The following is a 24,482-nucleotide window of genomic DNA, read 5'->3' on the forward strand; positions in this document are numbered from 1 at the left end:
GGGCCATTTGTTGGTTTTAACGAAATAGTAAGGTGGGAATTTAATGGATTATCAAAAAAAGATTACTGGAGAAAAATCAGTGGAATTTATTAAGGATGGTATGATCGTTGGATTGGGGTCAGGGACTACTGTATATTGGATGGTCAAAAAGTTGAGCGAGCGTATTAAAAGAGGATTAGATATATATGGGGTACCTTCCTCCCGTAAAACGGAAAAATGGGCTAACGAATTTGGAATTCCTTTAAAATCGTTCGCTGAAATTGAAAAAATTGATGTAGCTATTGATGGTGCAGATGAAATTGATACACAGTTTAACCTTATCAAGGGCGGTGGGGGATCACTCGTTAGAGAAAAAATAATTGACTCCTTTGCAAATCAATTAATTATTATTGCGGATCAATCAAAAATGGTTTCTGGGCTAGGAAACTACCCTTTACCAGTTGAGGTAGTACCATTTGGATGGGAAGTTACCGCAAAAAAAATCTCGCAATTAGGATGTACGACTAAAATAAGAAAAAAGGATCATCACGTATTTAGATCAGATAATGGAAACTATATACTCGATTGTAAGTTTGATAGAATTTTAGATCCAAAAAGACTTCATGAAAGATTGAAGTTATTAGTGGGAGTAGTTGAAACTGGCTTGTTTGTTGAAATGACGGATAAGGTAATTATTGGTAGAGACCAGATAGTAGATGTTATAGACTACTCCAAGGAGGAATTATCATGAATGATGTAATTACGATTGGAGATGCAATGATTGCTTTCAATCCCGTATCCACTGGGCCAATGCGCTTTGTCAATGCATTTGAAAAAAGAATAGGTGGAGCTGAATTAAACTTCGCAATTGGATGTGCACGTCTAGGATTGAAATCTGGGTGGATTAGTAGGTTAGGGAATGATGAGTTTGGAAAGTTTATTCGAAATTTTGTTCGTGGAGAAGGAATTGATATTTCTCAAGTGAAATTGATGGATGGTTACCCAACTTCATTGAATTTTAAAGAAATAATGGGAGATGGCAGTGTTCGAACATTTTATTATCGCGAAAAATCACCTACATTGACTATGACACCGGATGATTTGGATGAACTTTATTTTCAGGAAGCTAAAATATTGCACATAACAGGGATATTTCCAGCAATTGATCCGAAAAATATACCAATTATTGAAAAATCTATTTCACTAGCAAAAAAGCATGGATTGAAAATCTCATTTGATCCGAACATTCGCTTAAAGTTATGGAGCAAAGAAGAAGCGAAAATAGCTTTATCAACCATTCTTCCGAACGTAGATATTTTACTTGCTGGAGATGAAGAAATGGATATTATTTTAGGGGTAAGCGATCCGACAGAAATCATTGAGAAATCTAAGGAACTAGGAATTTCTTATATTGCTGTTAAGCAAGGCGAAAAGGGATCAGTCGGCTATTTTAATAACGAATTAATCGAAACTCCCCCCGTCAAGCCAAGAAAAGTAGTGGATACAGTGGGTGCTGGTGATGGATTTGATGCCGGTGTGATTTACGGTATTTTACATGATTGGCCGTTGAAGAAAACCCTTGAGTTCGCTAATACAATTGGATCAATGGTCGTAAGTGTAGCAGGGGATAATGAAGGTCTGCCTTATTTAGAAGATGTGCAAATGCAATTAGGAGAAATAGAAAGAATAGATAGATAGAAGAAGGAGATGTAAACATGAAGTTACAGCTTGCTTTAGACCGTTTAACTAGAGAAGAATGTTTGCAAGTCGTTAAAGAAACAGAAAAAGATATTGATATTATTGAAGTAGGAACAGGTGTAATTAAGGAGTATGGGATGGCGATGGTCAGGGAAATAAGAAAGTTATTTCCTAATAAAATTATTGTTACTGACATGAAAACATGTGATGCTGGTGGGCACGAAGCGAAACAAGCATTCGAAGCGGGGGCAGACATTACTACTGTCATGGCATTCTCATCTGATTTGACCATTAAAGACACAATGGAAATAGCAAAACACTATAACAAAAGGGTAATGGTAGATTTATTGGAAGTATCTAGTAAAAAGCGAATGGAGGAACTTCGTGCACTGGGTGTTGACCTTGTAACTCTTCACGTTGGGAAAGATAAGCAAAAAGAGGGTTCATTTAACACAGAACTCTTCTCATTAGTTGAAGATCTTGAATTTGAGGTTGCAGTTGCTGGTGGTATCAATTTAGAATCATTACCTGAAATAGTTGAGGAGAAACCGGACATAGTAATTATTGGTAGTGCAATCACTAAGAATGCAAATCCTAATAAAACTGCCGCAAGAATGAAAGAAGTGATAAAGTTTTAATCAAGAATTCGAAATTAAGGAGTGGGCTATGTGAACTTCGCTACAATTGGAACGAGTTGGATTACGGCCTCGTTTATTGAGGCCGCAAAGGAAACGAATAATTTTGTACTCTCTGCTGTCTATTCACGTTCTGAAGATAAAGCAAAAGAGTTTGCAAAGGTTCATGGTGCGACCAATGCTTTTACAGAGTTAGAACAAGTAGCAAAAAACAAAGAAGTCGAATGCGTCTATATTGCATCTCCTAATTCCCTTCATTTTGAACAGGTTACCTTATTTTTAAAGCATAAAAAACATGTCATATGTGAAAAACCTATTTTTTCTAATACGAAAGAATTGAGTAAAGCACACAAAATAGCTGAAGAAAATAACGTTAAGCTATTTGAAGCGGTGCGAAACATACACTCGCCTAATTTTCAGAGGTTAAAGGAGGGAGTAGGAGAAATCGGTCAAGTTCGTAGCATGATGTTACACCGTTCCAAGTATTCATCTCGCTATGATCAGTATTTGCAAGGAGAAACAACCAACATTTTTTCGGCAGATTTTTCGGGTGGAGCCTTAGTAGATTTAGGGGTCTATCCGATTTATATAGCTGTCACTTTATTTGGAAAGCCACAAGAAATAGCTTATCATCCAGTTATCTTAGGAAGTGGTGTAGACGGAAATGGCACACTAGTCTTAACGTATACCAATTTCACTTCTACCATTATTTGTTCGAAAATATCTAACTCTTATAATTCTTGTGAAATTCATGGTGAAGAAGGCACACTGCAATTTGAAAATGCGGGAACTATTAATGATCTAAGATTAATCAAAACATCGTCAAAAGAAAAAGTTTCACTTAAAACAAAAGATTGGGATCTTGATATGGTGTTCGAAATTGGGAATTTTATAAAAATTATAAAAACAAATAATGATCAAGAATATAGAAAGTTAAAAGATTTAAGTTTTAACGTACTCTCTATTACTGAAGCGGCAAGAAAGCAAAACGGCATTTTCTTCAAGTGTGAGAGGTGATTACATAATGGTTGGAAATGTAGAGAGGGATTTTCCACTTGTTACACTGAAATAAAACATAATGCAGGCCAAAACTGCATTATGTTTTATTTCAGTGTGTATTTTTATGGTAGGAGCTTGATTTCAAATTTTTGTGCAATGCGTAATACCTCAGATTAGGACAAGCTGATAAATAATATTGATCAAACCCTTATAATTTAGTCGCCTTCCAAAACGTCCAACGATCTTTTTCTACAATTTCCTTTTCAAAAAGTTTACCATCCAAAAACGCGATAAATTGCTCTAATTCATGATCATTTAATTCATGTAAAATCGAGCGACCAGTCCTTGAGCGAATATCGTTTAGTAATTCCTCTTTAGAAGAATAAGTCCTTCTTGTTTCCCATAGTTTTGCTTCCTTTAAATCGGTAAATCTAGCTGCTTTTAATTCTTGCAAAACAGCATCACTATTGTGTCGTCTTTTAATCTCTACGTCCACTAACTGAGGGAACGTGGAGAAAATATATCCTCTAATATGGTTGCTAGTTCCTTCAAGTAAACAATCGGAAGGAGTACGATCCTGTAAGACCAAAGCACCACCAGGCTTTAACAAACGAAAAGCTTCCTTAAAACAAGATTTCAAATCACTTAAATGATGAATCAGCGCCCGTTCTAAAATCACATCATACTTTTTACTAGGCAATCCCGTGTCAAGAGCATTTCCAAGCTGAAAATTAATCTGTTTATAGTCGCTACAATTCATTTTTGCTCCATCTATCATTGTTTCTGAAAAATCCACGCCGGTTACTGCGGGGATTCCCAAATCTGCTAAAGCTTTAGTGTAGATTCCGCCACCACATCCAATATCTAATGCATGCTTAGCGGTTTGGGTGTCAATTGTTTTCTCCATTAATGCTAGCCAACTGGCATCTGCTTTCCGTGTTGTATAGCTTTGCTTATTGGTTTGGTCATGAAAGTTAATCGTCATGAAATCATCCCCTCTAATCAAATCCTATACCAAACCTTCCCATAAGAACAATACAAGTTTTCAATCAACTAGTATAAGCAAAAACTATCTAACACATGCCATATAAATGACAAAGACACAGGTCGAAATGATCAGGTGACTTTGGGAAAGGATAGGATGAATCTCATTGATGAGTTTGCCTTTCCTCTTCCAATCATCGTTATCTGTGAGATGCTTGGAATTCCAACAGCGGATCGTGATAAGTTTAGCCTATGATCTAATTCGATGATTGAAGGATCAAATGGTGAATATGCACAAGATATCAATCAACATATGAATGATTTCGTTCAATATCTTGGAAAAAGATTTGTGACTGTTCGGGAAGAACCCAGAGAAGACTTAATTAGCAAGCTAATAATTTCTGAAGAACAAGGGGATCAACTAACAGAACAAGAGTTATAAAATTGCAGTATTGATTAATTCTGTTTTGCTTTTTAGCAAGTCCAGCTGCTCCGGATGCTCCAACAAAGCCATTACACTATTGCCAATTAGATTAACAGTTGTTTCGTGTCCAGCAATAATTAAAAGTGATACAACTCCATTGTAACGAAGTGCTTCTTCAGGCGGGAGAAGACTTGGAATTTAAAGGGAAATCGATAAGTAAGGGTGATTTAGTAATTGTTGTCCTGAATTCAGCAAATCATGACCCAAATCAATTTAACGACCCCGAAGTTTTCGACATTACCCGGCAAAAAAGTAAACATTTAGCATTTGGAAAAGGTATACACGCTTGTCTAGGTGCCCCCCTTGCACGCTTGGAAGGTGAGATTGCAATCAACAGTTTTATTGAACGCCATCCGAATGCTAAATTGAATGCCGATAAGAAGGATCTTGAATGGAGAACAGGTATGATTGTTCGAGGGGTAAGAGAACTACCATTATCCTTATAAGGATCAGAATAAGGTGTGGCATAGTAATAAAAGTGATTTATCCGTTATTCCAAAAAAACACCTTTACATCCCGCTAAGGATTTGGTAATCTATTTTCTAACGTTAAAAGGTCATAACCAAATACAAATGCTAAGAAGAGAAGAGTACAATCGGCAATCCTTTAAAGAGAGCTCCAGTTGGTGAAAAGGAGTAAGGATGATGGTTGGAAGCAAGCCTCTGAGCAGCACATTGGATCCATATTTGGTGATGGTGTGACAGGAGCTCCTGTTATAGGGCTAAGGTATATGTATGAAGGTCATGCCGTACCTGAAAAGGATAATATGGTGACATATTATTAAACTGGGGTGGTACCACGGCGCGCAACAACTCGTCCTCAAGACTAAAGTCTTGGAGGCGAGTTTTTTTATTTCTAAATTTGATAAAAATGAGGAGGAAATAAATTGCGTATGAGTAAATTAGTAGCTTCGTGGAAGTACCCATCCATTTTGTTATTTGGAATTGGTCTAGCAAATGTTGGAGGCTGGATTTATTTAATTGCTTTAAATTTAATTGTGCTTGGTATGACTGGATCACCGCTTGCCGTAGCTGCCTTATATATAATCAAACCGTTAGCTGCCATTGCTACAAATAGTTGGTCTGGTAGCCTGATAGATCGTTTGAACAAACGAAATCTGATGGTATATTTAGATTTATCAAGAGCAATAGTTATTGCTATCTTGCCATCGCTTTCATCACTTTGGGTGATTTATTCTCTTGTTTTTATTATTAACATGGGAAGTGCGATGTTTGAACCGACTTCAATGACCTATATCACAAAATTAATACCAAAAGACCAACGAAAACGGTTTAACGCACTTCGAAGTTTAGTCGATTCAGGGGGATTTTTGATTGGGCCAGCGATCGCGGGTATTTTGTTTATTATAGGTACACCAGTATTTGCCATCTATATAAATGCAATTGCTCTTATTTTATCGGGAATGGTAACGTTGTTCATGCCAAATTTGGAAAAAACCCATGTTGCTGATTCTAATCAAGAAAAACTATCTTTCACTCTTCTGAAAAAAGACTTGAAGTTAGTCAAGGACTTTAGTCAACAGCATGTATACATTATGGTCATATATTTCTTGTTTAGCTGTGTGATGGTGATGACTGCTGCTATTGATTCATTAGAAGCGGCATTTTCAAAAGAAGTTTTGTTTCTATCTGATGGAAGATATGGTTTTCTAGTTAGTATTGCTGGTGCTGGAATTGTAGTGGGAGCAATTGTTAATACATTTTTAGTGAAAAAATTAACACTATCAATCTTAATCGGAGGCGGGTCTTTTTTTCTGTCTGTAGGTTACATCATTTATGCATTTTCCACTGACTTTCTAGGAGCGGCTATCGGATTCTTTATTCTTTCCTTTGCTTTAGCATTTGCAAACACGGGGTTTTATACGTTTTATCAAACTAATATACCAGTTGAGATGATGGGGCGCGTTGGTAGTATTTATGGACTAATTGAAGCAGCTTTGGTTGTCATATCTACCATTATATTAGGGGGAATGGCACATTTGGTTTCCATTCAATTTACCGTAATTTTTGGCACATTAATCATGTTTTTCACTGCTTTGCTTTTGTTTGTATGTAATGTTCTCCCATCAAAAGCAAGATTTTATCGAATAAATTAAAGGGATTTTTGCCTTATGCTAGAAATATAATATAAGGCGTAAAAATATGTTACTGCTATTTAAAAATTCCTTCAACTCATTTAAATAGAGATCAAAGCAATATACATGATAGAAGGAGAGTAATATGTCGGGGAGGACTTTAAATGAAAAAAGCTTTTATTATCGCTTCTTGCGCGTTAGTACTACTAGGATTAGTTGCATGGGGCACCTATAGTTGGTTATCAAATTCCAGTGAAAATGTGAATAATACTTTAGAAGCATCAGAGGCAAAAGAAAAAGAGGTAACAGAAGATGTACTGCAAGAAAAAAGAAAAGATATAGAAGGAACTATAACAGAAGAAGATTTGGCAACGTTTAAAGAGCAAGATTTGAACCCTTTTGGTGAAGAAAGAAAGCTGAATGAACTAGGCGACTACGTTTACCAGGAATATATTCATGGAATGTCTCATCAAAAAGTTGAAGCTAGTAAAAAATGGGGATTCTATGAGATTCATCCAAATCGAATTCAGTGGTTGTTAGACGGGATAGACAAAGTGGAACTGGATCACGGAAGTGCTTATAGTAAAATATTGAAGAAGTGGAAAGAAGGCAACTTTTCAAGTATAGATGATGACCACAATGCAATCTGGGACCTGCAGGGAGGTACAGTTGGTAGAGCAACAGGTATTTTAAGTGCGGGGGAAGAGCAAACGTACATAAATAATAATGCCGACTAACAAAGGAATAGGTGGCAAAGAAAGTGAATTATTTCCCTATAAGGTCTTATGTTTGAAAACAGTACTGTAGGGAAAACTTATATATCATAAAAATTAATGGAGTGATATATAATAATGGGTAACATGACTGGAAAGACTATAATTATTACTGGTGCAAGCAGTGGTATTGGTGAAGCAACAGCAGAAAAGTTTGCTAATGAAGGTGCTAATATCGTTCTTGCTGCACGTAGAGAAGAACGACTTGAAGAAATAAAAGGTAAGATAAGCGGTGGAAAAGGTGGCGTAGCTATTAAAAAAACAGACGTCACTTCACGAGAACAAATGCAGGATCTTGCTGATTTTGCGATAAAAGAATTCGGACAGATAGATGTATTATTTAATAACGCTGGACTAATGCCGTTGTCCTTTATGAAAAATACCAAGGTGGATGAGTGGGACAAAATGGTCGATGTGAATATCAAAGGTGTCCTATATGGCGTGGCTGCAGTTCTTCCACACATGTTGGAAAGAAACGCGGGACATATCTTGACAACATCCTCGGTTGCTGGACATGAAATAATGCCTTCTAGTGCCGTATACTCCGGAACCAAGTTTGCCGCTCGTATTATTATGGAAGGACTTGGAAAAGAAGTAGCAGAGAGCGATGTACGCACGACATCTATTTCACCAGGTGCGGTTCAAACAGAATTAACGGAAACAATTACAGATGAAGAAGTACTGTCAAACTTGAAAAAGCGTCAGGGTTCTATGAAGCCACTTAACAGTGAAGATATTGCAGAGGCTGTATTCTATGCAGTAAATCAGCCAGCCAATGTGGATGTGAATGAAATAATTGTTCGCCCTACAAATCAAGGATAATCCATAACAATTAACTTTTTTTGAACCGAATCAGTAAGCTGTCCTCCCTTGTAAGGTTAAGGGAGGACAGCTTACTTTTTTCAGCTAAACAAATCCATTTCCTTTTAGTCCTTTAGCTATTATGGTAAAATGTCCTCTTGTACGTTTCAAATAGGACGTTGATAGTTAAATTATATTTTAAAATTAAAGAAAGAAGGAAAAACATATATGGTTGAGAATCAAACTCCACCGCAACCAGGTGATTCTGGATTTAATAAATGGCCAATTATGATTGTATTAATTTCAGGGGCATTTGTAGCTATTTTGAATCAGACACTTTTAGCGACAGCCTTGCCACACATTATGAGTGATTTAAATTTGAGTGCGAACGTAGCCCAATGGTTACAATCCATTTTTATGCTTGTTAATGGTATCATGATCCCCATCACGGCATTTTTAATTGGACGTTTTACTACAAGGGGATTATTCCTTACAGCGATGGGTGTTTTTGCATTAGGTACAATAATTTGTGCGATTGCACCGAATTTCACTATCCTGATGATAGGAAGAGTCCTTCAAGCTGCCGGAGCAGGTATTATTATGCCACTAATGCAAACGATACTATTTCTCATTTTTCCTATTGAAAAACGGGGAACAGCAATGGGGATGTTTGGATTAGTTATTTCTTTTGCTCCAGCGATAGGACCAACATTATCCGGTTATTTGGTGGAACACTTCCCGTGGAGAAGCTTATTCTATGTAATATTACCAATCATTATCATCGACATTATTATTGCTTACTTCATTCTTAAAAACGTTACAAAACAAACCTTTCCAAAACTTGATATATTATCCATTATCTTATCTTCCTTAGGATTTGGTGGATTGTTATATGGATTTAGTACGGCTGGTAGTAGTGGATGGGCTAGTGCTCAGGTCATCATCTCTATGATTATTGGTGCGGTTGCCCTTACATGGTTTATATTAAGACAGTTAAAACTAGAAGAACCAATACTGGAGTTTAAGGTGTTTAAAAATAAGATATTCACCTTAACAACAATTCTTGGTATGGTGGTATTTATTGCTATGATCGGAGCATCAGTTATTTTACCGTTACTCATGCAAAACATGCTAGGTTTTACTGCATTGGAATCAGGATTAATGTTATTGCCTGGTGCACTCTTAATGGGAATTATGAATCCTGTTACAGGAAGATTATTTGATAAATTTGGTGCTAGATGGTTGGCAATTATCGGGTTAGCTATCATAACCGTTACAACATTTATGTTTACTAATCTTTCAGCTGAGACAACATTTATGTATTTAACGGTGGTTAACGCAGTAAGGATGCTCGGGGTTGCGATGGTCATGATGCCAGTAACAACTGCAGGATTGAACCAGCTACCAAACGATTTAATTCCACATGGAACAGCTATGAACAATACAATGCGTCAAGTAGCAGGCGCAGTTGGAACGGCTTTACTTGTAACGGTCATGACAAACAATAAACTACCTGATCAAGGTATCAATGGACTTGTTCATGGTGTCAATGTATCGTTTGTCGTTGCTGGAATCTTTGCCATCATTGGTTTAGTGATATCCTTCTTTATTAAAAGCTCTCGGCCAGGAATAGCAGATATTAAATAACGTAATTAAAAAGCGAGCTTAAAGTTGAGCTCGTTTTTTAGATGATGAAGGCATGCCGACGGTGGCATGCCTTTTATAATAAGCAAGGAAAGTATAAGTTTTGGCGTTTATCTGTCTAGCTCCAGCGCCTAGACACGCGAGACATAAGCAGTTCGCTTCCGTGCGAGGAAACTCATCCACACTGCACCGCTCTGCTTATGCTTGTCGTGTCTTTCAAGGCGCCCTGAGCTTTTCTTATTTTAAAGCATTTTTGTGGGACAAGAAAACTGTCCCCTTATCCCTCCTTAGAATACACTGTTTTGGATAGGTTTTAGGTAAAATTAAAGGCGATTGATTCGATAAAACAAACAAAAATAGGTTGCATTCATAGCTTACTTTGCTATAATTAAATTTAAGATTCTGAACATACTATCCGGTAGGTTAGTAAAATTAGTTGCTTGGGGGAAAAAAGATGGATTTTTCTTATTCGGAAAAAGTAGTTGAATTGCAGAAAAAACTTAATACCTTTATGGAGGAGCACGTTTATCCAAATGAAAAGGTTTACAAAGAACAATTGAACCAGCAGGAAAGTCGGTGGACTGCAATTCCTCCTATCATGGAAGAGTTGAAACAGAAAGCAAAAGCTGAAGGATTATGGAATTTATTTTTGCCTGAAAGTGATTATGGAGCAGGTTTAACCAACCAGGAGTATGCACCTCTTTGTGAAATAATGGGTAGATCGATGATTGGACCTGAGGTATTTAATTGCAGTGCACCAGATACAGGTAACATGGAAGTTTTAGCTCGTTATGGATCTGAAGAGCAAAAGAAACAGTGGCTTGAGCCTCTTCTTGCCGGAGAGATTCGTTCATGTTTTTCGATGACAGAACCTGATGTTGCTTCAAGTGATGCGACAAATATTCAATCTCGAATTGTTAAAGATGGTGACGAATACGTTATCAACGGACGAAAATGGTGGTCATCCGGAGCTGGGGATCCACGTTGTAAAATTGCAATCGTAATGGGGAAAAATGACCCGACTGCAGTTAAGCATGAGCAACAGTCAATGATCCTGGTGCCATTAGATGCTTCAGGTGTTACGATTGAACGAATGCTCCCAGTTTTTGGTTATGATGATGCACCACATGGTCATGCGGAAATTGTTTATGAGAATGTTAGAGTACCTGCTGAAAATATGCTTTGGGAAGAAGGAAAAGGGTTTGCTATTGCACAGGGCAGACTTGGACCTGGCCGAATCCATCATTGTATGCGCTTGATTGGTGCTGCAGAGCGTGCACTTGAAGATTTATGTAAGCGCGTTCAAGATCGAGTTGCCTTTGGGAAAAAGATAGCTGATCAGGGAGTTGTACAAGAATGGATTGCCGATTCACGAATCGATATCGAACAAGCACGACTATTAACCCTTAAAGCTGCGTATATGATGGACACGGTTGGAAATAAAGAAGCGAAAGCAGAAATTGCGATGATTAAAGTTGTTGCACCAAATATGGCATTAAAAGTAATTGATCGGGCTATTCAAGCATTTGGCGGTGCCGGAGTCAGTGATGATTTCACGCTTGCTAATCATTGGGCAAATGCTCGCACACTTAGACTAGCGGATGGACCTGATGAGGTACACCGTAGGCAAATTGCTAAATTAGAACTTCGAAAATATTTATAACAGGAGGAATTTACTATGAGCGTACTTGATTTATTCAGATTAAATGGAAAAACAGCGATTGTTACAGGCGGAGCAAGAGGACTTGGTGCACAAATTGCCCAAGGATTTGCTGAGGCAGGTGCAAATGTTGTCATCTGCTCACGAAAGCTTGCGGCATGTGAAAAAATGAGTGAAGAATTGAAGAAACTAGGGGTTGATTCGTTAGCTTTTGAATGTGATGTATCAAATCCAGCGGACGTAAAAAAAGTTGTAGACGGAACAATTTCACACTTTGGTTCCATTGATATTTTAGTTAACAATAGCGGGGCTACTTGGGGTGCGCCTGTTACGGAAATGCCATATGAAGCATGGCAAAAGGTTATGAATGTGAATGTAACAGGAACATTTCTAATGAGTCAAGAAGTGGGTAAGACGATGATTAAGCAGAATCAGGGGAAAATCATCAACATTGCTTCTGTTGCCGGATTCGGTGGAACAGATCCAAGATACATGGACACAATCGGTTATAACACAAGTAAGGGGGCAGTTATGACGTTTACAAAGGATTTAGCGGTTAAATGGGGGCAGTATAATATCAATGTAAATGCAATTGCGCCTGGATTTTTCCCGACAAAGATGTCTCAGGGACTACTGGAAAAAGGGGAAGAGAAGATTTTAGAAGGAACACCATTGAATCGACTAGGAAATGACGCTGACATGATGGGAGTTGCATTATTTTTAGCTTCAAAAGCTTCTGATTTCGTGAGTGGCGATATTTTAGCTGTCGATGGTGGTTCACACGCTTTGTAATAATAGATTGGGCTAGAAGTTGTGATAGATGCAGAACGAAATTAATATTACAAACTAGCGAGGAAAATGTATATGAAGGGTAAAATTACGAAGCAGAGTATTTTGCTTTTTGAGAATAAAGGTTTTAGTGAAACATCTATTCAGAATATTGTAAATGTATTGGGAGTTACGAAGGGAACGTTTTATTACTATTTTTCCAGTAAAGAGCAGTTATTAATGGAAATCCATCATCAATATATTACAAGTTTATTAGAACGCCAGAATCACATTATAAGTAATAATGATATGCAGCCAAAAGAAAAGTTAACAGAAATAATAAACCTATTAATCACGGACATCGATAAAAATGGTCCGAGTGCTCGTGTATATTTTCGGGAGATGCGGCATTTAACCAATGAAAACATGGAGAGTATTAAGGGGAAAAGGGAACAATTCCGCCTAAATGTTGAGGATGTTGTGCGAAAAGGAATTGAACAAAAGGAATTTAAGGAAGATCTAAGTGCAGATCTCATTACGTTTGGAATATTAGGAGTTACGAATTGGAGCTATAATTGGTTTAAACCAGAGGGCGATGTTTCCTCACAGCAATTAGGGGAAGTTTACGCTGATATGATTTTAACCGGAATTAACATACCTACTGATTAGTATAAAGGTTAAAAAATGTCACTGAATACAGGGAGTGTACGAAAATGGATATTAAGGTGCGTTTTAGTGAAACAGATATGTTAGGCCACATTAATAATGCAAGTTATTTTACTTATATGGAAGATACAAGACTTAGCTTTTTACAAGAATTAGGTATGGATATCCGTAACGATGAATTTACTATTATGCTTGCATCCGCAAAATGTGATTTTATCAGTCAAGGATATTTTGGGCAAATACTGAAAGTTAATACGGCGGTTTTAAAAATAGGTAAGACAAGTTTTACACTGAGTAGTGAGTTTTTCGATAAAGAATCGGGCAATGTGATCGCAAAAGGAGAAGCGACCGTTGTTTACTTCGATATTTCTAATCAAAAAACTGCAGAACTTCCAGATTTGTTTAAAGTAAAATTACAAGAATATTTGCAGACAGCCTGAGGGGAGAGAAAGCAATGAAAGCTTCTTTTAGCGATACGATTAATGTTAGGGACGGAGAGGAACTTAATAAAGAAATATTGCTGAAATTTGTTCGGGAAAATATTTCTGATGTTCCTGATGGGCCATTGGAAATTGAACAATTTGGCGCTGGTCTTTCGAATTTAACATACTTGTTACGAATTGGCTCATGGGAGGCAGTGTTGCGCCGACCACCACTTGGACCTGTTGCACCGAAAGCTCACGATATGCAAAGGGAATATACGATTTTGTCTGGTTTGCATCCATTATATCCAACTGCACCGAAGCCATATACTTTTTCAACAGATGAACAGATTGTTGGAAGTTCGTTTTTTATAATGGAACGAAGAAAAGGGATTGTGATAGATTCGAAGTTTCCTGAGGGTATACAGTATGATCGTGCATTAGGAAGGAAAATTTCCAAGTTGATGGTTAATCAATTAGTAGATTTGCATCAAGTTGATTACAATCAAACAGAATTAGTAAACATTTCTAAGCCAGAGGGTTTTATGGAACGGCAAGTGCTAGGCTGGATTAGGCGATATGAACGGGCTAAGACGGAGGAAGTAACGGATGTAGGTCATTTAACGAAATGGCTGAAAGATAATATCCCTGTGTCACCAGCACCTACAATTATTCATTATGATTATAAGTTAAATAATGCGATGTTTTCAGATGATTTTAGCGAAATGACAGGGTTGTTTGATTGGGAAATGACAACTGTAGGTGATCCATTAGCAGATGTTGGAGCGGCTCTAGGCTATTGGATGGAAGCTGATGATCCAGAACAGCTGAAAAAGGGTTATGGAAAGCCGTCAGTAACGATCAAGGAGGGGTTTTTCACGCGAAGGGAATTTTTGGAGGAATATGCGAAGAAAAGCGGGCGTGATGTGTCAAATGTACATTTTTACCTGACTTTTGCATACTTTAAGCTTGCCGTAATTTGCCAACAAATTTATTACCGTTACCACAAAGGGCAAACGAATGACCCGAGATTTGCTCATCTTAATCGATCTGTTGCGAACTTAATACAATATGCACTGCTTTCTGCTAAAGGTGTGTGATAGGTGATGAAAATACATCTTTTATGGAAGAAGGAAGAAATTGATACGGTGCAAATGGATGAAAATAAAATTGCGGTTGTGTTTGATGTGCTACTTGCGACATCGACAATCACAGCGTGCCTGAACTATGGAGCTGAGCGGGTGATTCCTGTGATGGATGAGGCAGAAGCATTGCGGGAAGCGAGAAATTATGCGCCAAAAGATGTTTCACTTGTTGGAGAATATGATGGAAAAACGATCGATGGATTTTTGGATCCAGCTCCATTGGCTTTGAAGGATCATGTCAAAACCAAAACAGTGGTATTATCGACCACAAATGGAACAGTTGCTATTCGAAGGTCGTCATCTGCTAAAAAAGTATATATTGCTTCATTATTAAATGGAAATGCCGTAAGTAAACGAATTGCGGAAACGTATGATAATGAAACAATTATTGTTGTTTGTTCCGGATCTAAAAACCAATTCTGCATCGAGGACTTTTATGGAGCTGGATATTTTATTGAACAATTAGTAAATGAATACGGTCATCATGCAGATTTAACTGACAGCGCTTTAGCAGCAAAGCTTTTTTATGAAAATGTGTCAGATCAGAATGTACTTCGTGATTCCCAAGTAGGAAGGATGCTTGAAAACTACGAACTACAAGACGATATCGCGTTTGTAAATCAGAAAGGAATACTGTCTGTTATTCCTCGACTAGTTGATGGGAAAACAATTGTAGCCGAAAAAGCAAAAGTCGGCAAAGGAAAATAGGCATTTCAGGACAGAAAAACGAAAGAAATAGGAAGGATGAGTGTTGTTGAATACAAATCATTTCAAATTTTGGCCCGCTCGTTTGTCTAAAACGCTGACAGTACCTGAGACCACCATATATGATAATTTAACGATAACTGCTAAAAAGTATCCGAAAAAAGTAGCAATCCATTATTATGGGCAAACATATACGTATAAGCAGCTTATAGCTGAAGTCGAACAACTTGCAGGTTACTTAGAAAATGATTTAGGAGTACAGAGTGAAGACAAACTGCTTTTATTCATGCAAAATTCACCTCAATATGTAATTAGTTTTTTTGCTCTACTGCGGATCCGCGCAATCGTTGTACCAATTAATCCCATGAGTACAACAGAAGATCTGGCGTTTTATGTGAGAGATTGTAACATAAAACAGGCACTGGTTGGGCAGGAATTATACCACAAAGTCACCCCATTAAAGAAAGATACATTTCTTGATCAAATTATCGTTGCAACGTATTCAGACTACATTAAGGAGGAGAATGCACTAGGTGACTTACCGCCAGAAGTTACTGCTCCAGCTAGTGTAATCACAGGAGATATCCAATGGAAAGATGCATTAACTGCGAAAGAGCAGCCTTCACCTTACAAAGGAGATAGTGAGGATATTGCAGTAATTCCCTATACATCTGGAACAACTGGTCTGCCTAAAGGCTGTATGCACACAAATAAAACGATTCAAGCAAATGCAACCGGAGCATATCATTGGATGAACGTGACTCCAGATGCCGTTGCACTTGCCACATTACCATTATTTCATGTGACAGGATTGTTGCATAGTACACTTACGCCAATAGTAGCGGGTGGTTCGATTGTGCTAATGACTCGCTGGGACCGTGATTATGCTGGACAGGCGATCGAGAGATACGGTTGCTCCCATTGGATAAATATTAGTACGATGTTAATCGACTTTTTAGCAAATCCGAATCTAGCAAACTATGATCTATCATCATTGCAAGCTATTGGTGGAGGCGGTGCACCGCTTCCTGAAGCAGTTGGAGAACAATTATATGAAAGAACAGGTCTGAATTATGTAGAGGGATATGGTTTGTCAGAAACGATTTCACATACACATTTCAATCCACCTGATCGACCGAAACTGCAATGTTTAGGAATCCCATCGTTTGATGTGGATGCACGGGTAATTGATCCAGCAACTAGGAAAGAACTTGGCGTCAATGAAGAAGGAGAACTTATCGTTAACGGCCCCCAAGTTTTCAAGGGATATTATCATCGAGAAGAAGATAATCGAGAGGCACATATCCAAATAGAAGGAAAACAGTATTTCCGCACTGGTGATATTGTAAAAATAGATGAAGAAGGCTATTTTTTCATTGTTGACCGTTTAAAAAGGATGATTAATGCGTCTGGTTTTAAAGTATGGCCAACAGAAATAGAATCCATTTTATATAAACACCCTGCGGTCCAGCAAGCATGTGTTGTCCGTGCACCAGATGCTAAGCGAGGAGAAACGGTCAAAGCATTTGTTATTTTGACTGATGAATCTGTTGGAAAAGTAACTGAAAGTGAGATTATCGAATGGTCTAAAGATCAAATGGCGGCATATAAGTATCCAAGAATTTTGGAGTTTATAGATAGTTTCCCGACTACAAGCAGCGGAAAAGTTTTATGGAGGGAATTACAGAAGAACAGCTAAGTGATTAAGGGGTTAGTTTCCTAGTTTTTTATAATTATGAGGAGTTGATAAGAATGGGTGAACGGATAAATACGGTAACTGGTGAAATTCCAGTTGAGAACATGGGAAAAACTTTGATACATGAACATTTCATATTTGGCTACCCGGGTTACAACGGTGATGTGACACTAGGTGCATTTAATAGGGAAGAAGCATTAAGTGCTGGAATCGAGGCTGCAAATGCAGTAATGAAATTTGGGGTTAAAACAGTCGTGGATCCGACACCAAATGAATGTGGAAGAAATCCAGAAGTATTACAAGAAATTTCGCAGGCAACAGGCTTACAGATTATCTGTGCCACTGGATACTATTATGAGGGAGAAGGCGCAACACCTTACTTTAAATTTTCGTCAATCATTAGGCACAGCAGAAACAGATATTTATGACATGTTTATAAAAGAAATAAATGACGGCATAGCTGGAACGGGTATTCGTCCAGGAATTATTAAACTTGCATCAAGTAAAGACGAAATTACGCCGTATGAAAAGATGTTTTTTGACATAGCTGCAAGGGTGCATCAGGAAACAGGAATTATGATCCTTACCCATACTCAAGAAGGAACAATGGGCCCTGAACAAGCTAAGATGCTTACTGATTCTGGAGTCGATCCTTCCAAAATCGTTATTGGCCATATGTGCGGAAATACGAATGTAGAATACCATAAGAAAACACTTCAAACTGGTGTAAAAGTAGGCTTTGACCGATTTGGAATTCAAAAACTAGTCGGGGCTCCATTTGATGCAGAACGAATTGAAACTTTATTAGAGCTTCTGGAGGAAGGATATGAAAAACAAATCATGCTTTCCCATGATTCCATCACATATTGGATGGGACGCCAACCTGAAATGACTGATCAGGTAGCAAGTCTTGTTGAAAACTGGCATCCAGCACATGTTTTTGAAAATATTGTACCCGAGTTAAAGCGTAAAGGCGTATCGTATAATGTTATTGATCAAATGTTTCATCTATAAGAGGATGTTCAAAAAGTCTCCAAATGATAAGATAAGAAGCGAATTTCTTCGTTGGCTTGTTTTTCCGGTTCTTATGTAGGAATAGCCTACATTCCGATCCTCAAAACTACGCCGCCTCGAACTTCTTGTTTCTAATTTGCCCGACTTTTTGAACACGCACTACACGCACTATAAGGATAGAAAGATGTCCATAAAAATTATAAATGTAAGCGCTGTCTAAATTGAAATCTTCTTCAGGGAGGAATGATGATGGATAAAGTTTGGCTGAAGCATTATCCAAAACATATTGAAAAGGAACTAGAAATACCGAATAAATCACTTCCAGAAATGTTAAACGAAACAATTGAAAATTATGGAGATAATCCTGCCCTTTATTTTTATGGTAAAGAGATTACGTATAAAAAACTCGGTGAGCTGGCTGGTTCCTTCACAGCTGCTCTTCAGGTGAATGGATTAAAGAAGGGTGACAGAGTAGCACTAATGCTGCCAAATTGTCCACAATATGTTATCAGTTATTACGGGATTATGCAGGCGGGGGCCATTGCGACACAGCTGAACCCAATGCTGGTCGGAAAGGAACTAGCATACATTCTGGCTGATTCAGGTGCTGAAACAATCGTTATTTATGAGCCTTTGCTTCCTGTTTTAAATCAAATCATTGAGAACACATCCGTAAAACGTGTAATTAAAGTTAATTTGGAAGGGCGGGATACGGAAGATGGCATAGCAACAGGCTTTAATAGTTTTCTGGAAAAGGCAAAAAAACTTCCTGACTCAGTTGCCATCAATGCAAGTGAAGATGTAGCAATTTTACAGTACACAGGGGGAACTACCGGCCGTTCAAAAGGAGCTATGCTTACACATCGGAATCTGCTGGCTAACGTTATGCAATCGTATGAATATTTTAAGGATGCAATCAAACTAGGAGAGGAACGTTTTCTTACTGTCATTCCGCTGTTTCACGTATACGGAATGACGTCATGTATGAACCTTTCCATCTATACGGGGGCGATGAGCATCATGCTACCAAGGTTTGAACTGGAGGAAGTGTTACAAACAATCAAGGATGTACAACCGACTTCTTTTCCAGGAGTGCCGACGATGTATATTGCTTTAATCAACCATCCGAAAGTTCACGAATATGGTGTTGATAGTATTGGAATTTGTAATAGTGGAAGTGCTCCAATGCCTCGGGAAATTTTGCGCACATTTGAAGAAAAAACCGGAGCTAGTATATTGGAAGGATATGGGCTGTCATAGAGTTCGCCGACAACACACTGCAATCCATATTCCGGTACCAGAAAACCTGGCAGTGTGGGCATTGGCGTTCCATCTACTGATTATAAAATTGTTGACCTTGCTGATGGGACAAAAGAACTTCCTGCTGGGGAAATAGGCGAGATAATTATTAAAGGGCCACAAGTGATGAAAGGTTACTGGAATATGCCAGAAGAAACCGAGCAAGCACTACGGGATGGTTGGCTGTATACAGGTGACATCGCTTATATGGATGAAGATGGTTATCTGTTTATCGTTGATCGCAAAAAGGATTTAATTATTGCAAGTGGTTACAATGTTTACCCGCGGGATGTCGAGGAAACTTTGTATGAACACCTTTCAGTCCAGGAAGCAGTCGTTGTCGGGATTCCAGATCCGTATCGGGGAGAATCAGTCAAAGCAGTCGTGGTATTGAAGGAAGGTAAGGATTGTGAGGAAAAGGAATTAATCTCGTATTGCAGAAAGAATATGGCGGCATATAAAGTGCCACGGGTCATTGAATTTAGAAAAGAACTACCAAAAACAAATGTGGGAAAAATTTTGCGACGAAAAATCAGAGAAGAATCGGTGTAGGGATCCCATCAAATAGGAGGACGAAAAGTGAAATCTGTTTTAAAGAAAAGCTGGCCAAAAGGTATTTCTGAGACGTTAAACTATCGCCTGGGTGAAAAACCTTTACATGAATATTTAATTCAGAATGCGATTGAATGTCCGAATCAGACGGGATATATTTTCTATGGAAATAATATTACATGGGAGCAGTTAAACGATAAAACACAACGTTTTGCACAGTTTCTTAAAAATCGAGGTGTAAGTAAAGGGGAGCGGGTTGCATTATTTATGCAAAACTGTCCGCAATACCTGATTGGTCATTATGCGATACAAATGCTTGGTGCAATTGTTGTACCATTAAATCCGATGTATAAGGAGACAGAGCTTGAATATTTCATCAACGAAGCCGAAATTCAGGCTGTCATTGCTGGTCAGGAATTGTACAAACAGGTTGAAAATATTAAAGAAAAACTACCGTCACTCCAATTTATGATTACGACTAATTACGCAGATTTTCTTTCTGATGATTTGACATTACCGGTACCCGACGAGCTCAAAGTCAAAAAAGTAAAAATTAAAAACACGTTAGATATGGTGGAAGCTATTGAAGCGAGTGACCCTATTTTGGAAACAGAGCAAATTGATCTTTGGGAAGATGTTGGACTGATGGTCTTTACATCAGGTACAACCGGAAGACCGAAAGCAGCGATGCTTACATTTGGAAATGCACTGTTTAAAACAGCTACTTCCTCTAACGGGTATCAGGTAGTCCAAAGTGATAAAACATTGGCAGTTGCTCCGCTTTGTCATATTGCCGGTATGGTAATGGGGGTGAATATTCCTGTTTACAGTGCTTCCGCATGTATTTTACTGACACGATTTGACCCAGAAGCTGCGATTAAAGCAATAGAAAGTTACAAAGTGAGTAAATTATATACTGTTGCCCCAATGAATGCCGCTGTAATAAATTATCCAGGCATAGAAAACAGAGATCTGACATCACTTGAATTAAATTTTTCGACAAGTTTTGGTATGGCAGTGGATGAAAAACTGGCGGATGCATGGAAGAAACTCACAGATGGCTGTCTGCTTTTTGAAGCGTCTTATGGGTTAAGTGAAACACATACATGTGACACAATGATGCCAATTGATCAAATAAAATTTGGTACATGCGGAATCGCTACCTATGATACAGAATTACGGATTGTAGATATGGAAACAGGGGAAGATTTATCTCCTGGAAATAAAGGCGAAATTGCAGTGAAAAGTCCGGGTGTCTTCAAAGGTTACCTTAATAGACCAGATGCAACAGAAGAAACACTGAGGGATGGCTGGGTATTTACAGGTGATATTGGAATGCTTGATGAAGATGGATATTTATATTTCAACGGCCGTGTAAAAGAGATGATCAAATCGTCAGGGTTCAGTGTATTTCCGGAAGATGTTGAAACTTTATTAAGCGATCATGAGGCGATTTTGCAAGTAGCCGCAGTGGGTTTTCCGGATGAAAAAAGAGGCGAAAGCGTGAAAGCTTTTATCGTATTAAAGTCCGAATATAAAGATAAGATCATGGAAAGCGAAATAATGGAGTGGGCCAAAGAAAAGATGGCAGCGTATAAATATCCACGTGAAGTGGAATTTCGTGATAGTTTACCAGCAACAACCAGTGGAAAAGTACTGCGAAGACTTTTAAAAGAAAAGTAGAGTCATAGAAAAGATTGACAGAAAATATAAAGCCCGAGTTGTTCTACCATTTACACAGCTGAGCAACGTATTAAATAACACTATCAATGAGGGAGAAAAGTATGGAGAAGGCAATAGCGGAACTAGTGAAACGAAAAGAAAAAGCTAAGTGCGGTGGTGGTCAGGACAAAATTGACCGGCAGCACAAGTTGGGACATTACACTGCTAGAGAAAGGATTGATAAACTCGTCGATCCAGAAACATTTTTGGAGCTTGGAATGCTTGCCCATTCCGATCAAGTCGGAAGTGAAGAGAAGAGCGCAGGAGATGGAGTCATCACGGGACTGGCAAAAGTCAACGGTCGTCCAGTCGTTTTACAGGCAGCAGATAAAACAGTTTTTGCTGGGACTGAGGGGATGGTGTATTTCCGCAAAACCCAAGCAGCACATGATTTCGCGGTAAAACGGGGCTTTCCATTGCTTAATTTAATGGAAGGCGGAGGACTTAGAATGCCTGACGGAATGGGGTCGGATGGGATAAGCCAAATGCTTTTTCCTAATGAACTTTTACTACACAACCGCGAAGTTCCTACGATTACAGCCATTTTGGGGGACAGCTTTGGTGGCCCGACCTGGACAGCAGTTTCTTCCGACTTTGTCACACAGGTAAAGGGAACTGCCATGGCAGTGGCGGGTCCTCGCATGCTTGAAGTAGCTACAGGGGAAAAGGTTTCGAACGAAGAACTTGGTGGCTGGGAAATACATGCTGGTTTCACCGGACAAGTGGAACGGTTTACCAAGGACGAGGAAGCTTCAATAGAAGAAATGAAACAGTTCTTGGACTACATGCCCCTCAATAGTAGTGAGGAACCGCCATATAAAGATACGGAAGACGATCCGTTTCGAAAACTTGATGAAATTGTTAACATCGTGCCAACAAGACAAAAGCGTGCCTATGATATGAAAAAGGTAATTAAACTAATTGTTGATGATGGAGAATATTTCGAACTGAAATCATTGTATGGCACTGCACTTATCACTGTTTTAACGAGAATAAATGGAAGGGTAGTAGGTATGATAGCAAATCAGCCGATGAAATTTGCGGGTGCCGCTGGAGTAAAAGAATGCGAGAAGGCTACTGACTTCATTTGCTTATGTGACTCATACAATATTCCGCTTATTTTTTTACATGATATACCAGGCTTCCGTGTATCAAGTGACGCTGAAAAATTAAAAATGCCGACTAAGATTATGGTGTGGAATCAGGCACTTGCCCAATCAACTGTTCCAAAGATTTCTGTGATTATCCGCAAAAGTATTGGTGCGGCTTATGGAAATATGTGCGGTCCAACCATGGGTGCCGATTTTGTTGTGGCATGGCCGACAGCTGAAATCAATTTTACAGGTCCTGAAGTTGGCATTAACGTTGTCCACGGACGTGAGCTTCAGAAATCAGAAAATCCAGAAGAGAAAAGATCAGAACTATTGAAATTATGGGGGTTTGACAGTTCACCTTATAAAGCTGCAGGAAAGCACTTAATTGACGATATTATTGACCCAAGGGATACGAGAAAGTTCCTGTCACAAACATTGGAATATGCATGTGCAAAAAATGGATCTAAAAGTAAACGGAATCTAGCAAACTGGCCGACAGGATTTTAAAAGACATTACAGTTAGAAGGTAGTACTACATTTTATATCATCAACATACCATGCGTTTAGTATCTGAGTCTTTGAAATATGTTGTTTCAATTTAAATTAAATAACAGAGAATTTCCATGAGGAGGAGAGTGTAATGCGTAGCTGGAAGGTCACAGAATTAGGAGAACCAAAGGATGTTTTAAATTTACTAGAGTCAACAATTCCCTCTATTAAAGCTGGTGAACTATTAATTCAGGTTGAAGCTTCTTCTCTCAACTTTTTTGATATTTTACTTTGCCAGGGGAAGTACCAGGAAAAACCGCCTATCCCTTTTACACCTGGGGCGGAGGTATGTGGTATTATCCGTGAAGTAGGAGAAGGGTGCCATCTATCAGTAGGGCAACGCGTAATTGCAACGCCGGGGTTACCCGAAGGAGGGTTGTCTGAATGGATAACCGTTTCGGAAGATTCCGTCTATGTAGTTCCAAATACAATATCCTCCAGTGAAGCGGCAGGCATGTTTATAACTTATCAAACTTCTTATTATGCACTATATCACCGAAGCAATATTCAAAAAGGAGAAGTCCTTTTGGTCCATGCTGGGGCAGGAGGAGTAGGATCAGCCGCCATCCAACTAGGAAAGGCAAAAGGTGCAAAAGTCATCGCAACTGCTGGGGGGCCGAAGAAGGTGCAGGTATGCAAAGACCTTGGAGCTGATATTGCAATCGACTATACGACTGATGACTTTGTGAAGATTGTAAAAACAGAAACTGGGCGTGGAGCCGACGTAATCTTTGACCCTGTTGGTGGAGATATATTTGATCGTTCACGAAAGTGTATTGCCTTTGATGGACGCTTATTAGTAATTGGTTTTGCGGGTGGTCGTATTTCAGATGCTCCAGTAAATCATGCGCTGGTCAAAAATTATTCCATTGTCGGTGTTCATTGGGGCTTGTTCCGCAAATTAAATCCAGATAAGGTTACGGAAATTCACGAAAATTTAATGAGGCTTTATGAACAAGGAGTGGTTCGTCCTCTAGTTTATCGAGAATATAATTTTGAGGACATACCAACAGCATTGGAAGTTTTGGCGGACCGAAAAACATATGGAAAGTTAATAGCTAAACTTTAAAAATAGACTGTAAATGGAAAAAATTTTAA

General features: G+C 38.5%; 20 protein-coding genes, 4 pseudogenes and 1 other annotated feature. Of the genes and pseudogenes, 22 read left to right on the top strand and 2 right to left on the bottom strand.

Annotated features, from left to right (window positions below; genetic code table 11):
- Nucleotides 1–43: 43 nt before the first annotated feature.
- From rpiA to AC3G7N_RS10915, 4 genes are read left to right on the top strand one after another with little or no spacing between them, the layout of a single operon-like run.
- Nucleotides 44–730 carry a ribose-5-phosphate isomerase RpiA gene (rpiA, locus tag AC3G7N_RS10900; RefSeq protein WP_489422180.1) on the top strand — a complete coding sequence of 229 codons (687 nt, stop codon included), beginning with the start codon at nucleotides 44–46 and terminating at the stop codon, nucleotides 728–730.
- Nucleotides 727–1,677 (top strand): sugar kinase, encoded by a 951-nt coding sequence (locus AC3G7N_RS10905; protein WP_489422181.1) that lies wholly within the window; start codon nucleotides 727–729, stop codon nucleotides 1,675–1,677. Before rpiA ends, AC3G7N_RS10905 begins: the two co-directional genes overlap by 4 nt.
- Nucleotides 1,678–1,694: 17 nt before the next feature.
- Nucleotides 1,695–2,315 carry a 3-hexulose-6-phosphate synthase gene (gene hxlA / locus AC3G7N_RS10910; protein WP_489422182.1) on the top strand — a complete coding sequence of 207 codons (621 nt, stop codon included), beginning with the start codon at nucleotides 1,695–1,697 and terminating at the stop codon, nucleotides 2,313–2,315.
- 30 nt (nucleotides 2,316–2,345) lie between these two features.
- Nucleotides 2,346–3,329, top strand: a complete 984-nt coding sequence (locus AC3G7N_RS10915) for a Gfo/Idh/MocA family protein (RefSeq protein ID WP_489422183.1) — start codon at nucleotides 2,346–2,348, stop codon at nucleotides 3,327–3,329.
- A 190-nt stretch (nucleotides 3,330–3,519) separates the two neighbouring features.
- On the opposite strand, the gene AC3G7N_RS10920 is transcribed toward AC3G7N_RS10915, so the two are convergent.
- Nucleotides 3,520–4,296: a class I SAM-dependent methyltransferase gene (locus tag AC3G7N_RS10920; RefSeq protein ID WP_489422184.1), complete on the bottom strand. Its 777-nt coding sequence runs from the start codon at nucleotides 4,294–4,296 to the stop codon at nucleotides 3,520–3,522.
- Between the two features lie 264 nt (nucleotides 4,297–4,560).
- Between AC3G7N_RS10920 and AC3G7N_RS10925 the strand changes: the two genes are divergently transcribed.
- Complete coding sequence (locus AC3G7N_RS10925; protein ID WP_489422185.1) at nucleotides 4,561–4,737, top strand: hypothetical protein; 177 nt, start codon at nucleotides 4,561–4,563, stop codon at nucleotides 4,735–4,737.
- Here AC3G7N_RS10925 and AC3G7N_RS10930 read toward each other — a convergent pair.
- A pseudogene (locus AC3G7N_RS10930) lies at nucleotides 4,738–4,875 on the bottom strand (cytochrome P450); the annotation flags it as partial. It abuts the gene before it with no gap.
- A gap of 35 nt (nucleotides 4,876–4,910) precedes the next feature.
- On the opposite strand from AC3G7N_RS10930, the gene AC3G7N_RS10935 reads away from it, so the two are divergent.
- The 17 genes and pseudogenes from AC3G7N_RS10935 to AC3G7N_RS11015 all read left to right on the top strand — a co-directional run bounded on the left by AC3G7N_RS10935 (nucleotide 4,911) and on the right by AC3G7N_RS11015 (nucleotide 24,453).
- Nucleotides 4,911–5,225, top strand: a complete 315-nt coding sequence (locus AC3G7N_RS10935) for a cytochrome P450 (protein ID WP_489422186.1) — start codon at nucleotides 4,911–4,913, stop codon at nucleotides 5,223–5,225.
- Nucleotides 5,226–5,347: 122 nt separating this feature from the next.
- Nucleotides 5,348–5,603 (top strand) — a binding site (T-box leader).
- Nucleotides 5,604–5,671: 68 nt separating this feature from the next.
- Nucleotides 5,672–6,895 carry an MFS transporter gene (locus tag AC3G7N_RS10940; protein WP_489422187.1) on the top strand — a complete coding sequence of 408 codons (1,224 nt, stop codon included), beginning with the start codon at nucleotides 5,672–5,674 and terminating at the stop codon, nucleotides 6,893–6,895.
- 143 nt (nucleotides 6,896–7,038) lie between these two features.
- Nucleotides 7,039–7,611 carry a DUF6241 domain-containing protein gene (locus AC3G7N_RS10945; RefSeq protein WP_489422188.1) on the top strand — a complete coding sequence of 191 codons (573 nt, stop codon included), beginning with the start codon at nucleotides 7,039–7,041 and terminating at the stop codon, nucleotides 7,609–7,611.
- A gap of 114 nt (nucleotides 7,612–7,725) precedes the next feature.
- The gene (locus AC3G7N_RS10950; RefSeq protein ID WP_489422189.1) at nucleotides 7,726–8,469 is read left to right on the top strand and encodes an SDR family oxidoreductase; all 744 of its coding nucleotides are present in this window, start codon (nucleotides 7,726–7,728) and stop codon (nucleotides 8,467–8,469) included.
- A gap of 207 nt (nucleotides 8,470–8,676) precedes the next feature.
- Nucleotides 8,677–10,095 carry an MDR family MFS transporter gene (locus AC3G7N_RS10955; protein ID WP_489422190.1) on the top strand — a complete coding sequence of 473 codons (1,419 nt, stop codon included), beginning with the start codon at nucleotides 8,677–8,679 and terminating at the stop codon, nucleotides 10,093–10,095.
- A gap of 451 nt (nucleotides 10,096–10,546) precedes the next feature.
- On the top strand, nucleotides 10,547–11,755 hold the full coding sequence (locus AC3G7N_RS10960) for an acyl-CoA dehydrogenase (RefSeq protein WP_489422191.1): 1,209 nt from the start codon (nucleotides 10,547–10,549) through the stop codon (nucleotides 11,753–11,755).
- A gap of 15 nt (nucleotides 11,756–11,770) precedes the next feature.
- Entirely contained in the window at nucleotides 11,771–12,544 is a 774-nt protein-coding gene (locus AC3G7N_RS10965) for an SDR family oxidoreductase (RefSeq protein WP_489422192.1), read from the top strand.
- Nucleotides 12,545–12,616: 72 nt separating this feature from the next.
- The gene (locus tag AC3G7N_RS10970) at nucleotides 12,617–13,189 is read left to right on the top strand and encodes a TetR/AcrR family transcriptional regulator (RefSeq protein ID WP_489422193.1); all 573 of its coding nucleotides are present in this window, start codon (nucleotides 12,617–12,619) and stop codon (nucleotides 13,187–13,189) included.
- A 41-nt stretch (nucleotides 13,190–13,230) separates the two neighbouring features.
- Nucleotides 13,231–13,626: pseudogene (locus AC3G7N_RS10975) on the top strand (acyl-CoA thioesterase); the annotation flags it as partial.
- Nucleotides 13,627–13,640: 14 nt separating this feature from the next.
- Nucleotides 13,641–14,708, top strand: a complete 1,068-nt coding sequence (locus tag AC3G7N_RS10980) for a phosphotransferase family protein (RefSeq protein WP_489422194.1) — start codon at nucleotides 13,641–13,643, stop codon at nucleotides 14,706–14,708.
- 6 nt (nucleotides 14,709–14,714) lie between these two features.
- On the top strand, nucleotides 14,715–15,461 hold the full coding sequence (locus AC3G7N_RS10985; protein WP_489422224.1) for a 2-phosphosulfolactate phosphatase: 747 nt from the start codon (nucleotides 14,715–14,717) through the stop codon (nucleotides 15,459–15,461).
- 46 nt (nucleotides 15,462–15,507) lie between these two features.
- Nucleotides 15,508–17,157 (top strand): long-chain fatty acid--CoA ligase, encoded by a 1,650-nt coding sequence (locus AC3G7N_RS10990; RefSeq protein WP_489422195.1) that lies wholly within the window; start codon nucleotides 15,508–15,510, stop codon nucleotides 17,155–17,157.
- A 53-nt stretch (nucleotides 17,158–17,210) separates the two neighbouring features.
- Nucleotides 17,211–18,168: pseudogene (locus AC3G7N_RS10995) on the top strand (phosphotriesterase family protein).
- A gap of 246 nt (nucleotides 18,169–18,414) precedes the next feature.
- Nucleotides 18,415–20,019: pseudogene (locus AC3G7N_RS11000) on the top strand (long-chain-fatty-acid--CoA ligase).
- 27 nt (nucleotides 20,020–20,046) lie between these two features.
- Nucleotides 20,047–21,702: an AMP-binding protein gene (locus AC3G7N_RS11005; RefSeq protein ID WP_489422196.1), complete on the top strand. Its 1,656-nt coding sequence runs from the start codon at nucleotides 20,047–20,049 to the stop codon at nucleotides 21,700–21,702.
- A 101-nt stretch (nucleotides 21,703–21,803) separates the two neighbouring features.
- Nucleotides 21,804–23,342, top strand: a complete 1,539-nt coding sequence (locus AC3G7N_RS11010) for an acyl-CoA carboxylase subunit beta (RefSeq protein ID WP_489422197.1) — start codon at nucleotides 21,804–21,806, stop codon at nucleotides 23,340–23,342.
- A gap of 133 nt (nucleotides 23,343–23,475) precedes the next feature.
- Nucleotides 23,476–24,453: an NADPH:quinone oxidoreductase family protein gene (locus AC3G7N_RS11015; protein ID WP_489422198.1), complete on the top strand. Its 978-nt coding sequence runs from the start codon at nucleotides 23,476–23,478 to the stop codon at nucleotides 24,451–24,453.
- Nucleotides 24,454–24,482: the final 29 nt, after the last annotated feature.

The sequence above is a fragment of the Virgibacillus carmonensis genome (assembly GCF_057836705.1).

Excerpts from the sequence above, each read along its gene's own strand:
- rpiA (WP_489422180.1), top strand. The coding sequence starts at position 44 with ATGGATTATCAAAAAAAGATTACTGGAGAAAAATCAGTGGAATTTATT.
- AC3G7N_RS10905 (WP_489422181.1), top strand. The coding sequence starts at position 727 with ATGAATGATGTAATTACGATTGGAGATGCAATGATTGCTTTCAATCCC.
- hxlA (WP_489422182.1), top strand. The coding sequence starts at position 1,695 with ATGAAGTTACAGCTTGCTTTAGACCGTTTAACTAGAGAAGAATGTTTG.
- AC3G7N_RS10920 (WP_489422184.1), bottom strand. The coding sequence starts at position 4,296 with ATGACGATTAACTTTCATGACCAAACCAATAAGCAAAGCTATACAACA.
- AC3G7N_RS10925 (WP_489422185.1), top strand. The coding sequence starts at position 4,561 with ATGATTGAAGGATCAAATGGTGAATATGCACAAGATATCAATCAACAT.
- AC3G7N_RS10940 (WP_489422187.1), top strand. The coding sequence starts at position 5,672 with ATGAGTAAATTAGTAGCTTCGTGGAAGTACCCATCCATTTTGTTATTT.
- AC3G7N_RS10945 (WP_489422188.1), top strand. The coding sequence starts at position 7,039 with ATGAAAAAAGCTTTTATTATCGCTTCTTGCGCGTTAGTACTACTAGGA.
- AC3G7N_RS10950 (WP_489422189.1), top strand. The coding sequence starts at position 7,726 with ATGGGTAACATGACTGGAAAGACTATAATTATTACTGGTGCAAGCAGT.
- AC3G7N_RS10955 (WP_489422190.1), top strand. The coding sequence starts at position 8,677 with ATGGTTGAGAATCAAACTCCACCGCAACCAGGTGATTCTGGATTTAAT.
- AC3G7N_RS10960 (WP_489422191.1), top strand. The coding sequence starts at position 10,547 with ATGGATTTTTCTTATTCGGAAAAAGTAGTTGAATTGCAGAAAAAACTT.
- AC3G7N_RS10965 (WP_489422192.1), top strand. The coding sequence starts at position 11,771 with ATGAGCGTACTTGATTTATTCAGATTAAATGGAAAAACAGCGATTGTT.
- AC3G7N_RS10970 (WP_489422193.1), top strand. The coding sequence starts at position 12,617 with ATGAAGGGTAAAATTACGAAGCAGAGTATTTTGCTTTTTGAGAATAAA.
- AC3G7N_RS10980 (WP_489422194.1), top strand. The coding sequence starts at position 13,641 with ATGAAAGCTTCTTTTAGCGATACGATTAATGTTAGGGACGGAGAGGAA.
- AC3G7N_RS10985 (WP_489422224.1), top strand. The coding sequence starts at position 14,715 with ATGAAAATACATCTTTTATGGAAGAAGGAAGAAATTGATACGGTGCAA.
- AC3G7N_RS11010 (WP_489422197.1), top strand. The coding sequence starts at position 21,804 with ATGGAGAAGGCAATAGCGGAACTAGTGAAACGAAAAGAAAAAGCTAAG.
- AC3G7N_RS11015 (WP_489422198.1), top strand. The coding sequence starts at position 23,476 with ATGCGTAGCTGGAAGGTCACAGAATTAGGAGAACCAAAGGATGTTTTA.